The following is a 15185-nucleotide window of genomic DNA, read 5'->3' on the forward strand; positions in this document are numbered from 1 at the left end:
TCCGTGAAGCACCCCCAGTCGACCGCAACAAGCCGTCCTCTGGGGCAGTTTCAAGCCAAATTCGTTTTTCCGCAAGGGGCCGGGAAGGAGGCCGCTCCCACCCCACGGACACCAGGAATACCAGCAGGACAATGCTGGACATCCCCTTACGAGTGCGTGTACATGTGGAGACACTGCTAGCGGCGCAGAATGACATGGGGGTTTGCGATGCTTTTGAGCAGTAAGCGCCGGTCGGAAGACCGGACGCCATGAACGCCCCGCACCCTGCGAAAGTGGCCGGAATCGATTCAACGGTTCCGTCCCCCGCACACACTGTCGCGTCCGCCGCCACGGACACCTCCCAGGCGGCCGAGCCCCCCACGACGGACGCCGCGACCGTCACGGACGACTCGGGCACACCTGGTGCCCCCGGGGCCCTGCTCCAGGACCGGCTGGCCGGCTGGGTCTCGGACCTCACGACCCTGCACGAGCTGACCGAACGCCTGGTCCGCACGGACACCCTCGCCGACGGCCTCCAGGAAGTGCTGCGCGCCGGAGCCGCCCTGGTCGGCGCCCGGCGCGGGCTCCTCGTGCTGGAACCGGCCGACGGACTCGGCCCCGGCACCACCGTCGGCCTCGGCCTGGCCCGCGCCGACCTCGGCCACCTCGAGACCGTGCCCCGCAGCTGCCTGTCCTACGGGCGGATCCTGGACGGACTGCCGGTCGCCCAGGAGGGCATCGCCGAACCCGACCTGCTCGCCGAGAAGGCCCTCGACCCCCGCCACCGCGAGGTCGCCGCCCGCCTCGGTTACGCCGCCAGCTACACGCTCCCCCTGTCCGCCGAGGGCACCGGGCGCCTCGGCGCCGCCGTCTGGCTCTACGACGAACCCGCCGAACCGGGTGAGCGGCAGCGCCACCTCGCCGGCCTGTACGTCCGGTACGCCGCCCAGCACCTGGCCCGCCTGCTGGAGGTCGAGCGCACCCGCGCGTCCATGGCGACGATGGCCGAGGAACTGCTGCCCTCGCGGCTGCCCCGGGTGCCCGGCGTGCAGCTCGCCGCCCGGCACCGCACCGGTCCGCTGGGCGGCGGCGACTGGTACGACGCCCTGCCGCTGCCGGACGCCGCGCTCGGCCTCGCCGTCGGTTCCGTCACCGGGTCGGGGCCCAGCGCGGTCGCCGCGATGGGGCGGCTGCGCGCCTCGCTGCGGGCGTACGCCGTGATGGAGGGCGAGGACCCGGTCGCCGTCCTGTCCGACCTGGAACTGCTGCTGCGGCTCACCGAGCCCGCTCGCTCGGCCACCGCGCTGTTCGGCTACTGCGAGCCCGCGCTGCGCCGGATCACCCTGGCCGGCGCCGGGCACAGCCCGCCCCTGCTGATCGGTCAGCGGCGCACCGAGTTCGTCGAGACCTCCGTCTCCGCACCGCTCGGCATGCTCGCCTGCTGGGAGGCGCCCAGCGTGGAGGTGCAGGCCGAGCCGGGAGAGACGGTTCTGCTCTACACCGACGGGCTGCTGCACCGCACCGGCGACCCGGCCGACCGTGCCTTCGCCCGGCTGCACGCGGCGGCGGCCGGTGTCCCCCGGGCCGCGCGGCAGGACCCGGACGCGGTCGTCGAGCACGTCCTGCGCACCGTGCTGCCCGACGGCAAGGCGGAGGCGCAGTGCGAGGAGGACGTCGTTCTGCTGGCCGTCCGGTTCGAATAACGGTCACCTGGGGTGCGCCAACGCCCCGCACGTCACGCATAGCGGACGGCAGCACTCCGTGTAACAGGCCCTTCGGCCCTGGGCCCCCTTCCGTACGACCGTACGATGGGGGGTGGTCCAGTGCCGTATCGAGGAGGATGACCGTGGCGGAGGAGCTCAACCCGGCAGTATCCGATCCTGCTGCTGACGCAGCGGGCCCGGACGAGACCGAGGAGCCGATCAAGCAGCGCAAGAACGGCCTGTACCCGGGCGTGTCCGACGAGCTGGCCGAGAACATGAAGTCCGGCTGGGCCGACACGGAGCTGCGCGACCTGGAGCCGATCCCCCAGGCCGCCGAGACCGCGGCCCGCCGTGCCGCCCTGTCCGCCCGCTTCCCCGGCGAGCGCCTGGTGATCCCCGCGGGCCGTCTCAAGACCCGCTCCAACGACACCGAGTACCCCTTCCGCGCCTCGGTCGAGTACACGTACCTGACCGGCAACCAGACCGAGGACGGCGTCCTGGTCCTGGAGCCCAAGGGGGACGGACACACCGCGACGATCTACCTCCTGCCGCGCTCGGACCGGGAGAACGGCGAGTTCTGGCTGAACGGGCAGGGCGAGCTGTGGGTGGGCCGCCGCCACTCCCTCACCGAGGCCGGAAAGCTGTACGGCATCCCCGCCTCCGACGTCCGCGAGCTGGCCGGCAGCCTGCGCGAGGCCACCGGCCCGGTCCGGGTGGTGCGCGGGTACGACGCCGGCATCGAGGCGGCCCTGACCGACAAGGTCACCGCCGAGCGCGACGAGGAACTGCGCGTCTTCCTCTCCGAGGCCCGCCTGGTCAAGGACGAGTTCGAGATCGGCGAGCTGCAGAAGGCCGTCGACTCCACCGTGCGCGGCTTCGAGGACGTCGTGAAGGTCCTCGACAAGGCCGAGGCGACCAGCGAGCGCTACATCGAGGGCACCTTCTTCCTCCGCGCGCGCGTCGAGGGCAACGACGTCGGCTACGGCACCATCGCCGCCGCCGGCCCGCACGCCTGCACCCTGCACTGGGTCCGCAACGACGGCCCGGTCCGCTCCGGCGACCTGCTGCTGCTCGACGCGGGCGTGGAGACGCACACGTACTACACCGCCGACGTGACGCGCACGCTGCCGGTCAACGGCACGTACAGCGCGTTGCAGAAGAAGATCTACGACGCCGTGTACGACGCCCAGGAGGCCGGCATCGCGGCGGTGCGGCCGGGCGCCAAGTACCGCGACTTCCACGACGCCGCCCAGCGCGTGCTGACCGAGCGGCTGGTCGAGTGGGGTCTGGTCGAGGGCCCCGTCGAGCGGGTGCTGGAGCTGGGCCTGCAACGCCGCTGGACGCTGCACGGCACCGGTCACATGCTCGGCCTGGACGTCCACGACTGCGCCGCCGCGCGCGTGGAGTCCTACGTCGACGGCACGCTGGAGCCCGGCATGGTGCTCACCGTCGAGCCGGGCCTGTACTTCCAGGCCGACGACCTGACCGTGCCCGAGGAGTACCGGGGCATCGGCGTGCGCATCGAGGACGACATCCTCGTCACCGCCGACGGCAACCGGAACCTGTCCGCCGGGCTGCCGCGCCGGTCGGACGAGGTCGAGGAGTGGATGGCCGCGCTGAAGCGCTGACCCTCACCCGCCGTACGACGGCCGGGCACCGCGCGGGTGCCCGGCCGTCGGCGTGTCCGGGCCCCGCCCGTCACACCGCCGCCAGCGGGGCGTTCTCACGCCACTTGAGGACCTTGTCGAAGCTCACCACGGCACCGGCCCGCCCCGGCGTACTGCCGATGTGGACATGGTCGGCGAGCTCCCGGATGAGACACAGGCCGCGGCCGCTCTCCGCCTCCGCCGCCGGGCGGGCGACAGCCTGCGGCCCGCCCGGAGCGGCGGCGGGAAAGCCGGGGCCCGTGTCGGCGACCTCGATACGGCAGCGCTCGCCGTCCAGGTAGGCCGTGACGCGGTACGCCTCGCCGGGGCCGCCGCACCCGTCGTCGCCGCCGTGCTCGACCGCGTTGGCGCAGGCCTCGCTCAGCGCGACGGAGAGGTCGAAGGAGATGTCGGGATCGACGCCCGCGGTCTCCATGGTGCCGATCAGCAGGCGGCGGGCCAGGGGGACGCTCGCAGCCTCGCGCCGCAAATGGAGTGACCACCAGATGCTCATGCTCCAGCCTCCCGGCCGCGGCTCGACATACCGATACGTATTGCCCCTCACACCCGGGCGTAAGCGCGCCGGGCCCGTGACACCGCTCATCTGGCGGATGTGTCGCCCTCGTCGGCCGGTGTATGCGGGGCGACTCGTACCAGAGGGTGACCTTCCGTCCCGTTCCTCGTCTTCCGGTCGTACGGCATCTTGTGGACCTGCCGTACGGCGTGCGGGCCGTGAGTGCGATGATGAGGCCGCCATGACTGCCCCCCACCCGCCAACGGCGCGCTCCGGGAACGATCTCCGGGTCCTGCGGGCCGCGGTGTTCGCCGCGGTCTGCGTCGTGCTGGCCGCGGCGGGGCACTCCCTCGCCTCCTGTGCCACCGTTCCGCTGTGGTCGCTGGGCGCGGGTTTCCTCGGGGCGGTCCTGGTCGCCGTGCCGCTCGCCGGCCGCGGGCGCTCGCTGCCCTGCATCGCGACGCTGCTCACCGTCGGACAGACCGCGCTGCACGCCCTGTTCGGGCTGGGCCAGCACGGCACCGCCGCGGCCACCGCGTCCGGTACGGCCGCCGCGTCCGGCGGTGGGGCGGGCGCGCTGTCCGACGCCTCCCTGGTCCAGCAGGCCGCACGGCTGGTCTGCGGGACCACCGCGGCGGCGATCAGCCCGACCCAGGCCGAGCGGATCCTCACCGACGCGCGCATCGCCCCGGACGTCACCACCGGCGCGGCGCACCACCAGGCCGACGCGCTGTCCACCGCCGGTACCTCCGCCTCGCTGGTGCCGTCGCTGCCGATGCTGCTCGGTCACGTCCTCGCGGCCCTGGCCGCCGGCTGGCTGCTGCGGCGCGGGGACCTGGCCCTGGCCCGGCTCGTCGAACTGTCGGCGCACTCGGCCCAGTCCGTGGCCGAAGCGGCACTCGTACGCGCCCTGCGCGCGGCGCTCGCCCTGGTGCGCGCCCTGCACGCCGGGCCGGCCGGCGCCCCCGGCACGGGCCCGCGTCCGCCGCGCGCCGCCCTGTGGGTGCCGCCGCGGCCCCGTACCACCGCGCTCCAGCACACGGTGATCAGGCGCGGCCCGCCGCGTGACGTGTTCGCCCTCGCCGCCTGACACGACGCGACCGTCATCCCGCTTCGGGAGGGGCCGCCGTCGTGCGGCACGCGCGCGCGTGCGCGCATCCCTCCTGTCACCCGGCACCGGCTGCTCGGCACCGGTGTCCCCACGAAGCGGAGTACTCCGTCCATGAAGGCTTCCCGTATCGCCGCCGTCGGCGCCGTGTCCGGCATCGCCGTCCTCGCCCTGTCCGCCCCCGCCTTCGCGCACGTCAGCGTGCAGCCGGAGGGCCCGGCCGCCAAGGGCGGCTACGCGGTCGTCGACTTCAAGGTCCCCAACGAGCGCGACAACGCCTCCACCACCAAGCTGGAGGTCAGCTTCCCGGCCGAGCACCCGCTGGCGTCCGTGATGCCGCAGCCGGTGCCGGGCTGGAAGGCCGAGGTCACCAAGGCCAAGCCGGCCAAGCCGCTGGAGTCGCACGGCAAGCAGATCACCGAGGTGGTCACCAAGGTGACCTGGACCGCCGACGGCCAGGGCGTTCAGCCCGGCTACTTCCAGAAGTTCCCGGTCTCCATCGGCGCGCTGCCCGAGGACGCCGACCAGCTGGTGTTCAAGGCGATCCAGACGTACTCCAACAAGGAGGTCGTGCGCTGGATCGAGGTGCCGCAGGAGGGCCAGGAGGAGCCTGAGACCCCGGCGCCCGTGCTCAAGCTGTCGGCCGCCGAGGACGACGCCCACGGCGCGGCGGGCTCCTCGGACGCGAAGGCCGACGACACCGAGGCGGCCGAGCAGAACACCGCCGCCGACGCCTCCTCGTCGGACTCCGGCTCCGGCAGTGACACCACCGCCCGGGTCCTCGGCATCGTCGGCATCGTCGTCGGCGCGGCGGGCGTCGGCTACGGCGTGCTGGCCGGCCGTCGGCGTGACTCCGGCGCGGCGGTGTAACGACGCCGTACCGGTGCGTCGGCGCCACCTCGCCGGCGCATCCTCTCGTCCGGTGCGCGCCGGACACCGTCCGTCGGTCCTCCGACGGGCCCCGGCGCGCACCGGAGCACCTCACATCTGGGACATTTTTCTATGCGCAAGAAGACGTTCGCCACGGCCGCCCTGCTCGCCGCCGCCTGCCTGACGCTGTCCGCCTGCGGCGGCGGCGCCGACAGCGACAAGCCCGTGTCCGTGGTCTCCGAGGACAACAGCCGGCAGGCCGCCACCGTCCTCGACCAGCCCTTCGAGAAGCCCGACCTGGTCCTCACCGACACCCGGGGCAAGAAGTACGACCTCCGCGAGCAGACCGCCGGCAAGCCCACCCTGGTCTACTTCGGCTACACCCACTGTCCCGACGTCTGCCCGCTGACCATGAACAACATCGCCGTGGCCAAGAAGCAGCTCCCCCGGGCGGAGCAGGACAAGCTCCGCGTCGTGTTCGTCAGCACCGACCCGGAGCGCGACACCCCGGCCGCGCTCGGCACGTGGCTCAAGGGCATCGACGCGCAGATCGTCGGCCTGACCGGCGACTTCGACACCATCCAGGCGGGCGCCCGCACCCTCGGCATCTCGATCGATCCGCCGACCAAGGACAAGGACGGCAAGATCGTCTCGACCCACGGCACCCAGGTCGTCGCCTTCTCCCCGAAGACCGACGCGGGTTACGTCCTCTACGGCGAGGACGCCACGGTCGACGACTACACCAAGGACCTCCCCAAGCTCATCAAGGGGCAGAACCCGTGAGGCGGCCCGCGGCAGGGCCCGTACGGCGCCGCCCCGCCCTCGCCGCCGTCGCGGTGATCGGTGCCCTGGCCCTGGCGGGCTGCGGCGGTTCGGACTCCGACTCGGACTCCGCGGCCTCCGGCGCCGAACTCTCCGTGGACGCCGCCTACATACCGCAGCCCGTCTCCGACTCGATGGCGGCCGGGTTCCTCACCATCACCAACAAGGGCGACGCCGCGGACGAACTGACCTCCGTCACCAGCGAGGCCGGCGAGGTCACCGTGCACGAGACCGTCGACGGGACCATGAAGGAGGTCGACCGCCTTGAGGTCCCCGCCCACGGTCAGCTCGTGTTCAGGAGCGGCGGAAACCACCTGATGTTCGAGAAGCTGAAGCACCAGCCGAAGCAGGGGCAGTCCGTCGCCGTCGAACTGCACTTCGCGCACTCCGGCCCCGTCACGGTCAAGCTGCCCGTGAAGGCGGCCACCTACCAGCCCACCACCGGACACTCCGGGCACTCCGAAGACTCCGGACACTGAGGGAGGGACCACCTTGACGCAGACCATCGCCCCGCGCCTGCGGACCCTGGTGCTGCTGCTCCTGGCCGCGGCCTGCGCGCTGCTGGCCGGCGCCGGACCGGCCTCCGCGCACGCCGCGCTCACCGGCAGCGACCCCCGGGAGGGGGCGGTGGTCGCCAAGGCTCCGGCCCAGGTGTCGCTCACCTTCTCCGAGTCGGTCTCCATGGACGACGACTCGCTGCGCGTCCTCGACCCCAAGGGCACCCGCGTCGACGACGGCAAGCCGTCCGGCACGGGCGGCACCACGTACTCCGTGAAACTGCGCCCCGGGCTGCCCGACGGCACCTACACGGTGACCTACCAGGTCGTCTCCGCCGACAGCCATCCCGTCTCCGGCGCCTACACCTTCTCCGTCGGCGCCCCCTCCGCGACCTCGGTCACCGTCTCCGGGCAGGGGGCGGGCGGCGGATTCGTCGGCGGGCTGTACGGTGTCGGCCGGTACGTGTCGTACGCCGCCTTCGCCGTCCTGGTGGGCGGCGCCGCCTTCGTCCTCGCCTGCTGGCCGCGCGGCTCCGGGGTGCGCGTCGTACAGCGGTTCGTCGTCTCCGGCTGGCTCGCGCTGACCGCCGCCACCCTCCTGCTCCTCCTGCTGCGCGGCTCCTACACCGGTTCCGGGAAGGTCGCCGACATCTTCGACCTGGGCCTGCTCGGCGAGGTGCTGCAGACCAAGTCCGGTGCCGCGCTGGTCTCCCGGCTGCTGCTGCTGGCGGCGGCCGCGCTGTTCATCGCCGTGCTCTTCGGCGCGTACGACAAGCGGGACGACGAGGAGAAGCGGGACCTCACCTTCGGGCTCGCGGTCGGCGGGAGTGTCGTGGCGGCGGGCCTCGCGGCGACCTGGGCGATGTCCGAGCACGCCTCCGTCGGCCTCCAGGCGGGCCTCGCCATGCCGGTCGACGTGGTCCACCTGATCGCCGTCGCCACCTGGCTCGGCGGCCTCACCGCACTGCTCGTCGCCCTGTACCGCGGCCCGGCGGACACCCCGGTCCCCGCCGTCGCCGTGCGCCGGTTCTCGCGCATCGCCTTCGGCAGCGTGATCGCGCTGGTGGTGACCGGCACCTACCAGTCCTGGCGCCAGCTCGGCTCCTGGACGGCCTTCACCGACACCCGGTACGGGCAGCTGCTCCTCGTGAAGATCGGGCTCGTGGCGGTGCTCGTCGGCGTCGCCTCCTTCTCGCGCCGGTGGACGGCACAGCTGGCGGAGGCGACACCCGCCGTCGCCGGGGCCGCCCGGGGCGCGGCGAAGGCGTCCGCGAAAGCGGCCGTGGAGACCGCCTCCAAGACGTCCGGGAAGGCGACCGGGAAGAGCTCCGGGGAGGCGTCCGGGACCGGGAAGGGCTCCGGGAAGGAGACGGGCTCGGGGAACGCGAAGGTCGCCGAGAAGGCGTCCGGCGCGGGGAAGGACTCCGGCGCGGGGAAGGATTCGGGCGCGGGGAAGGACTCCGGCGGTGGCTCCCGGCGAGCCGCCCAGCTCGCGCGGCAGCGCGCGGCCGTGGACGCCGCCCGGCAGAAGCGGCAGCGGGACGCCGACCCGAACCGCTTCGGACTGCGCCGCTCCGTGCTCGCCGAGGCGGGCGTCGCCGTCGTGCTGCTGGTGGTGACCACCGTCCTGACCCAGACCGAGCCGGGCCGTACCGAGGAGGATGCCAAGGCCGCCGGCGCGTCCTCCGCCACCAGCTCGGCGCCCTCCACCGGCGCGGTGACGCTGGACCTGCCCTTCGACACCGGCAGCCAGAACGGCAAGGGCGTCATACGGGTCGAGCTGGACCCGGCCCGGGTCGGCGCCAACGACATGCACCTCTACGTCGAGCGCCCGGACGGGACCGTCTTCGACATCCCCGAGGTGAAGGTGGCCCTCACCCAGAAGGCACAGAACATCGGGCCGCTGCCCGTCGCCCCCGACCACATCACCACCGGCCACTGGTCGGCGAGCGGAGTGCAGATCCCGATGGCCGGCGACTGGGAAGTCGCCGTCACCGTGCGCACCTCCGACATCGACCAGGTCACCGTCGCCAAGAACACGCAGATCGGCTGAACCGCACCATGGCTGACCAGTCCATCCCGGAGGCCCGGAACCACGAGGCGACCCGTGGGAAGCCCGGCGGCACCACCGGACCGTCCGGGCCACTCGGCTCGGAGGGCACCGAGACCGCCCAGAACGCCGAGAGCCCCACCGCTCCCGGAGGCATCTCACGACGGCGACTGCTCGGCACCGCCGGGGCCACCGGGCTCGTCCTCGGCGCGGCGGGAGCTGCCGCGGGCTACGCCGCCGCGCCCTCCTCCGCCGCGACTCCCCTCACCTCGCTCGGCAGCGAGCAGGCGATGTTTCACGGGAAACATCAGCCCGGCATCACCACCCCGCTGCAAGCCCGGGGCCACCTCATCGCCTTCGACCTCGCGGCCGGTGCCGGCCGCAGGGAGGCGGCCGCGCTGCTGCGCCGCTGGTCCGACACGGCCCGGCGGCTGATGGCGGGCGAACCCGCCGGAAGCGGTGACACGGACGTGGCCCGGGACGCCGGGCCCTCCTCGCTGACCGTCACCTTCGGATTCGGGCACAGCTTCTTCGGCCGGACCGGCCTGGACGAGCAGCGCCCGGTCGCCCTCGATCCACTCCCCGACTTCTCCTCCGACCACCTCGACAAGAACCGCAGCAACGGTGACCTGTGGGTGCAGATCGGCGCCGACGACGCCCTGGTGGCCTTCCACGCCCTGCGCGCGATCCAGCGGGACGCCGGGACGGCCGCCCGCATCCGCTGGCAGATGAACGGCTTCAACCGTTCGCCCGGCGCCACCGCCCACCCCATGACGGCCCGCAACCTCATGGGCCAGATCGACGGCACCCGCAACCCCAAGCCCGCCGAGGCCGACTTCGACGAGCGGATCTTCGTGCCGGAGGAGCCCGGGTCCGGGAAGGGCGCTCCGGCCTGGATGGCGAACGGCTCCTACGTCGTCGTACGCCGCATCCGGATGCTCCTCGACGACTGGGAGCAGCTGTCGCTCAAGGCCCAGGAGGCCGTCATCGGGCGCCGCAAGTCCGACGGGGCGCCGCTGTCCGCGGGGAGCGACGCCGGCGAGACGACGGAGATGGACCTGGAGAAGACGGACGGCTCCGGAAAGCTCGTCGTTCCGATCAACGCGCACGCCCGCATCACCCGGCCCGACCAGAACGGCGGCGCGGCCATGGTCCGCCGGCCCTTCTCGTACCACGACGGCTTCGACGCCGACGGCGTCCCGGACGCCGGGCTGCTCTTCATCTGCTGGCAGGCCGATCCGCTGCGCGGCTTCGTGCCCGTGCAGCGCAAGCTGGACCGGGGCGACGCGCTGTCGCAGTTCATCCGGCACGAGGCGAGCGGCCTGTTCGCGGTCCCGGGCGGGGCGTCCGAGGGAGAGTACGTGGGGCAGCGGCTGCTGGAGGGGTGAAACCGCGACGCGTCACCCCCCGGGAGGGGCTCGGGCGCAACCCGTGGGCCGCGCCTTCCCGGGCCCATTAGGGTGAGTACATGCCAGCCAGTTACGCGTATCTCGGCCCTGAAGGCACCTTCACCGAAGTCGCCCTGCGCACCCTCCCGGAGACGGCGACCCGGGAACTGGTCCCCTACGTCTCCGTGCAGTCGGCGCTCGACGCGGTGCGCACCGGCGAGGCCGAGGCCGCGTTCGTGCCGATCGAGAACTCCGTCGAGGGCGGCATCACCACCACCCTCGACGAGCTGGTCGCCGGCCAGCCGCTGATGATCTACCGCGAGGTGCTGCTGTCCATCACCTTCGCGCTGCTGGTCCGCCCCGGCACCAAGCTGTCGGACATCAAGACGGTCACCGCCCACCCGGCGGCGCAGCCCCAGGTCCGCAACTGGCTCAAGGCGCACCTCCCGGACGTCGCCTGGGAATCGGCCGCCTCCAACGCGGACGGCGCCCGCCTGGTGCAGGAGGGGCGGTACGACGCCGCCTTCGCCGGTGAGTTCGCCGCGGAGCGCTACGGCCTCGAGGTGCTGGAGGCCGACATCCACGACGCGGAGAACGCCCAGACGCGCTTCGTGCTGGTGGGCCGCCCGGCCCGGCCCGCGGCACCGACCGGGGCGGACAAGACGTCGGTCGTGCTCTGGCAGCGCGACGACCACCCCGGCGGCCTGCGCGATCTGCTGGGCGAGTTCGCCGCCCGCGGCATCAACCTGATGCTGTTGCAGTCCCGCCCGACCGGTGCCGGTATCGGCAACTACTGCTTCTGCATCGACGCCGAGGGGCACATCTCCGACCGCCGGGTGGCCGACGCGCTGATGGGTCTGAAGCGGTCCTGCCTCCAGGTGCGCTATCTGGGGTCGTACCCGCGCGCGGAGGTCGAGGCCGCGGACGTGGACGCGCTGCGGCCGGGCACCTCGGACGAGGCGTTCGTGGCGGCGGCGGAGTGGGTGGCGCGCTGCCAGGACGGCCGGTTCTGACCGCCGGGCCTATCTGCTGATTTTCCTTATCCACAGAAGTTATCCACAGGTCCGCTTCTCGACCTGGGGACAAGTCGACAACGAAGGGGCACATGGTCGACAAATCCCCCTACGGGACCCCACTTCGCCCACAGAGGTCCAGGTCACCCTTCGTCCACCTGTTTCTTGCCCGCCATTCTCCGGAGTGACACCGGGTGCCCCATTTCCACTCGAAAGTGGGGGCGTGGAGGGTTTGGACAGCTCGACTCCACGAATTAGGAATGATCACTTCCATGCATCCACAGATCTTTCGCACACCCTGTGGATAACTTTCCCGGGCTGTGGATTCCTGTGGACAGTCACGCCCCAAGTCCCGTTCTCCACAAGGAGATCCGGTCAACCCGCCGCCCATGCGGCGCCCCGTTCCGGGGAGGTCGCAGCATTTCCTTGACCCGCCGAACGGGACGTGCGGGCCGCGTACGGCAAGAGCGGGTCGAGAGCCGACACCGCGCACCGGTAGCCTTGACCGCGTGATTGACCTTCGCCTGCTCCGTGAGGACCCCGACCGTGTGCGCGCGTCGCAGCGCGCCCGTGGAGAGGACGTCGCGCTCGTCGACTCTCTCCTGTCCGCCGACGAACGGCGCAGGTCGTCCGGCGTCCGTTTCGACGAGCTGCGCGCCGAGCAGAAGGGCCTCGGCAAGCTGATCGGCAAGGCCGCCGGGGACGAGAAGGCCGAGCTCCTCAAGCGGGCCGAGCAGCTGAAGACCGACGTCAGGGCCGCCGACGCCGAGCGCGACGCGGCCGACGCCGAGACCCAGGAGCTGCTCCAGCGGCTCGGCAACCTCGTCCACCCCGACGTGCCCGTCGGCGGCGAGGAGGACTTCGTCACGCTGGAGACGCACGGCACGCATCGCGACTTCGCCGCCGAGGGCTTCGAGCCCAGGGACCACCTGGAGCTGGGCCAGCTGCTCGGCGCCATCGACGTGGAGCGCGGTGCCAAGGTCTCCGGCTCGCGCTTCTACTTCCTGACCGGCGTGGGCGCCCTCCTGGAGCTGGCCCTGGTCAACGCGGCGATCGCGCAGGCCACGGCGGCCGGCTTCACCCCGATGCTGACCCCGGCGCTGGTGCGCCCGCAGTCGATGGCCGGCACCGGCTTCCTCGGCCAGGCCGCCCAGGACGTCTACCACCTCGACAAGGACGACCTGTACCTGGTCGGCACGTCCGAGGTGCCGCTCGCCGCGTACCACATGGACGAGATCCTGGACGCCGACCGCCTGCCGCTGCGCTACGCGGGCTTCTCGCCCTGCTTCCGCCGCGAGGCCGGCTCGCACGGCAAGGACACCCGGGGCATCTTCCGCGTGCACCAGTTCGACAAGGTCGAGATGTTCTCCTACGTCCTCCCCGAGGACTCGCAGGCCGAGCACCAGCGCCTGCTGGAGTGGGAGAAGCAGTGGCTGACGTCGCTGGAGCTGCCGTTCCGGGTGATCGACGTGGCCTCGGCCGACCTGGGCTCCTCGGCCGCCCGCAAGTACGACTGCGAGGCGTGGATCCCCACCCAGGGCAAGTACCGCGAGCTGACCTCGACCTCGGACTGCACCGAGTTCCAGTCCCGCCGGCTGTCGATCCGCGTCCGCGAGGGCAAGAAGGTCCGTCCGCTGGCCACGCTCAACGGCACGCTGTGCGCCGTGCCCCGCACGATCGTGGCGATCCTGGAGAACCACCAGCAGGCCGACGGTTCGGTCCGCGTGCCCGAGGTGCTGCGCCCGTACCTGGGCGGCCGGGAGGTCCTGGAGCCGGTGGCCAAGTGACGGACACCGGCACCGCCACGGCCCCCGGCACCGGACCCGCCGAGGGCTTCCCCTACCGGCTGGTCGCGACCGACCTCGACGGCACGCTGCTGCGCGGCGACGACACGATCTCGCGGCGCACCCGTGACGCGCTCGCCGCGGCCACCGCGGCGGGCGCCGCCCACATCGTGGTCACCGGGCGGGCGGTGCCGTGGACCCGGCACATCCTGGACGACCTCGGTTACGACGGGCTGGCCGTCTGCGGTCAGGGCGCGCAGGTCTACCACGCCGGGGAGCACCGGCTGCTGACCTCCGTCACCCTGGACCGGCAGCTGGCCGGGGTGGCGCTGGCCAAGATCGAGGCGGAGACCGGCCCGCTGTACCTGGCGGCGAGCCGGGACGGCCTGGAGGGCGACGTGCTGGTCGGCCCGGGCTACGCGGTCGGGGGCGACCTGCCGGCCGTGCCGTTCACCGACGCCTCGGACCTGTGGTCGGCGCCGCTGAACAAGATCTACATCCAGCATCCGACCCTGTCCGACGACGAGCTGGCCGAGGCCGCCCGGCGTGCCGCGGGCGGCTTCGTCACGGTCGTCATGGCCGGCGCGGGCATCGTCGAGCTGCTGCCGCTGGGGCTGTCCAAGGCCACGGGACTGTCGCTGGCGGCCCGCCGGCTCGGCCTGAAGGCGGCGGACACGATCGCCTTCGGCGACATGCCCAACGACATCCCGATGTTCGCCTGGGCGGCCCGGGGCGTGGCGATGGCCAACGCCCACGAGGAACTGAAGGCGGTGGCCGACGAGGTGACGTCCTCCAACGACGAGGACGGCATCGCGGTGGTACTGGAGCGGCTGGCGGCCTGAGGCCGGCCCGGTGCTCTCCGGCGTAGCCCCCTCCGGCGGCCCCCGCGGTCCCTGCGGCGCACGGTCCGGACGGCGTCGGCGTCCCCGTCGGTCGGCCCACGCGGGGCATCCCGCGTGCTCGAAGCGGCCTCCCGTCGCACCGTCGCCGTCCGGCCTCGTGCATCCCCCACAGTGCCGTCACGGGAAGCCGGACGCCACCGATTAAAAGCGGACGTAGGTCGCGTTACCGACGGGGCGGGGTCACTCCTCCCCGGCGAGCGTCAGCGACCGCAGCTTCTGGCCGGCGTACCAGGTGGCGAGCACGGTCACCGCGGCGAGCAGCACCGTCGCGGTCGGCAGGCCGACGTCGGAGGTCACCAGGTTCCCGTCGGCGACCTTCTGGGCCACCGCCAGCGACCACTGCTGGACGCTGAGCGTGCGGGCGCCCGGCACCAGGGAGCCGAACAGGGCCTCCCAGACCAGGGCGTAGACGAGCCCGAAGACCACCGCGTGCCGGGACACCGTGCCCAGCAGCAGGAACAGCGCGGCGTACGCGATGGAGGCGACCAGCGCGGCGATCGTGTAGGCGACGGCGATCTGCTGGCCGTTGCCGTTGAGGATCAGACCGGCGAGCAGTGTGGGCACGGCGGAGAAGACCATCGTCACGGCTATGGCGACGATCAGCTTGGTGAAGATGATCGTCGGCCGCTTGATCGGCTTGGACAGCAGGTACACCACCGAGCCGTCGTCGATCTCGGGGCCGATGGCACCGGTGCCGGCGATGACGCCGATGATCGGCACCATGGTGGCGAGGGCGAACCCGCCCAGCACGTCCGTGGTGGTCTGGTCGTCCGCTCCGGCGAGCGCGCGCACCGCGACGGCGATGACGAGCAGCAACAGGGGGAGCGCGCCCAGGATGAGGGCCCGGCGGCGGCCGAGCAGGGCCCGGTAGGTGAGCCGGGCGACTGTGGGGTCGTACATTCTTGGGCC

At 72.6% G+C, this 15185-nt stretch carries 13 protein-coding genes; 11 read left to right on the forward strand and 2 right to left on the reverse strand.

Annotated elements, in window-relative coordinates; translation table 11 throughout:
• The first annotated feature begins 248 nt into the window (after positions 1 to 248).
• A complete protein-coding gene (locus tag ACIRGB_RS04120) occupies positions 249 to 1682 on the forward strand; it encodes a PP2C family protein-serine/threonine phosphatase (protein WP_403858417.1) in 1434 nt (477 codons plus the stop codon).
• A 143-nt stretch (positions 1683 to 1825) separates the two neighbouring features.
• Complete coding sequence (locus ACIRGB_RS04125) at positions 1826 to 3310, forward strand: aminopeptidase P family protein (protein WP_403858419.1); 1485 nt, start codon at positions 1826 to 1828, stop codon at positions 3308 to 3310.
• A 70-nt stretch (positions 3311 to 3380) separates the two neighbouring features.
• Here the strand turns inward: ACIRGB_RS04125 and ACIRGB_RS04130 are convergent, their stop codons facing one another.
• A complete protein-coding gene (locus ACIRGB_RS04130; protein ID WP_403858421.1) occupies positions 3381 to 3842 on the reverse strand; it encodes an ATP-binding protein in 462 nt (153 codons plus the stop codon).
• A 241-nt stretch (positions 3843 to 4083) separates the two neighbouring features.
• Here ACIRGB_RS04130 and ACIRGB_RS04135 point away from each other — a divergent pair, with 241 nt between their 5' ends.
• From ACIRGB_RS04135 to ACIRGB_RS04175, 9 genes are all read left to right on the forward strand, one after another.
• On the forward strand, positions 4084 to 4932 hold the full coding sequence (locus ACIRGB_RS04135) for a hypothetical protein (RefSeq protein WP_403858423.1): 849 nt from the start codon (positions 4084 to 4086) through the stop codon (positions 4930 to 4932).
• 132 nt (positions 4933 to 5064) lie between these two features.
• Positions 5065 to 5820 (forward strand): YcnI family protein, encoded by a 756-nt coding sequence (locus ACIRGB_RS04140; protein ID WP_403858425.1) that lies wholly within the window; start codon positions 5065 to 5067, stop codon positions 5818 to 5820.
• 132 nt (positions 5821 to 5952) lie between these two features.
• Complete coding sequence (locus ACIRGB_RS04145; protein ID WP_403858427.1) at positions 5953 to 6603, forward strand: SCO family protein; 651 nt, start codon at positions 5953 to 5955, stop codon at positions 6601 to 6603.
• A complete protein-coding gene (locus ACIRGB_RS04150; RefSeq protein ID WP_403858429.1) occupies positions 6600 to 7121 on the forward strand; it encodes a copper chaperone PCu(A)C in 522 nt (173 codons plus the stop codon). Before ACIRGB_RS04145 ends, ACIRGB_RS04150 begins: the two co-directional genes overlap by 4 nt.
• A 13-nt stretch (positions 7122 to 7134) precedes the next feature.
• A complete protein-coding gene (locus ACIRGB_RS04155; RefSeq protein WP_403858431.1) occupies positions 7135 to 9192 on the forward strand; it encodes a copper resistance CopC/CopD family protein in 2058 nt (685 codons plus the stop codon).
• An 8-nt stretch (positions 9193 to 9200) separates the two neighbouring features.
• Positions 9201 to 10577, forward strand: a complete 1377-nt coding sequence (gene efeB / locus ACIRGB_RS04160; RefSeq protein WP_403858433.1) for an iron uptake transporter deferrochelatase/peroxidase subunit — start codon at positions 9201 to 9203, stop codon at positions 10575 to 10577.
• A gap of 80 nt (positions 10578 to 10657) precedes the next feature.
• Positions 10658 to 11590 (forward strand): prephenate dehydratase, encoded by a 933-nt coding sequence (gene pheA, locus ACIRGB_RS04165; protein WP_403858435.1) that lies wholly within the window; start codon positions 10658 to 10660, stop codon positions 11588 to 11590.
• A gap of 509 nt (positions 11591 to 12099) precedes the next feature.
• Positions 12100 to 13377, forward strand: a complete 1278-nt coding sequence (gene serS, locus ACIRGB_RS04170; protein ID WP_403858437.1) for a serine--tRNA ligase — start codon at positions 12100 to 12102, stop codon at positions 13375 to 13377.
• Positions 13374 to 14216 carry an HAD family hydrolase gene (locus tag ACIRGB_RS04175; RefSeq protein ID WP_403858439.1) on the forward strand — a complete coding sequence of 281 codons (843 nt, stop codon included), beginning with the start codon at positions 13374 to 13376 and terminating at the stop codon, positions 14214 to 14216. The genes serS and ACIRGB_RS04175 overlap by 4 nt, the downstream gene beginning before the upstream one ends.
• Before the next feature lie 240 nt (positions 14217 to 14456).
• Here the strand turns inward: ACIRGB_RS04175 and ACIRGB_RS04180 are convergent, their stop codons facing one another.
• Positions 14457 to 15176 (reverse strand): ABC transporter permease subunit, encoded by a 720-nt coding sequence (locus tag ACIRGB_RS04180; RefSeq protein WP_403858441.1) that lies wholly within the window; start codon positions 15174 to 15176, stop codon positions 14457 to 14459.
• Between the last annotated feature and the right edge of the window lie 9 nt (positions 15177 to 15185).

The organism is Streptomyces sp. NPDC102490 (assembly GCF_044765285.1).
Taxonomy (GTDB): Bacteria; Actinomycetota; Actinomycetes; order Streptomycetales; family Streptomycetaceae; genus Streptomyces.

Excerpts from the sequence above, each read along its gene's own strand:
- ACIRGB_RS04140 (WP_403858425.1), top strand. The coding sequence starts at position 5,065 with ATGAAGGCTTCCCGTATCGCCGCCGTCGGCGCCGTGTCCGGCATCGCC.
- pheA (WP_403858435.1), top strand. The coding sequence starts at position 10,658 with ATGCCAGCCAGTTACGCGTATCTCGGCCCTGAAGGCACCTTCACCGAA.
- ACIRGB_RS04120 (WP_403858417.1), top strand. The coding sequence starts at position 249 with ATGAACGCCCCGCACCCTGCGAAAGTGGCCGGAATCGATTCAACGGTT.
- ACIRGB_RS04135 (WP_403858423.1), top strand. The coding sequence starts at position 4,084 with ATGACTGCCCCCCACCCGCCAACGGCGCGCTCCGGGAACGATCTCCGG.
- efeB (WP_403858433.1), top strand. The coding sequence starts at position 9,201 with ATGGCTGACCAGTCCATCCCGGAGGCCCGGAACCACGAGGCGACCCGT.
- ACIRGB_RS04180 (WP_403858441.1), bottom strand. The coding sequence starts at position 15,176 with ATGTACGACCCCACAGTCGCCCGGCTCACCTACCGGGCCCTGCTCGGC.
- ACIRGB_RS04130 (WP_403858421.1), bottom strand. The coding sequence starts at position 3,842 with ATGAGCATCTGGTGGTCACTCCATTTGCGGCGCGAGGCTGCGAGCGTC.
- ACIRGB_RS04145 (WP_403858427.1), top strand. The coding sequence starts at position 5,953 with ATGCGCAAGAAGACGTTCGCCACGGCCGCCCTGCTCGCCGCCGCCTGC.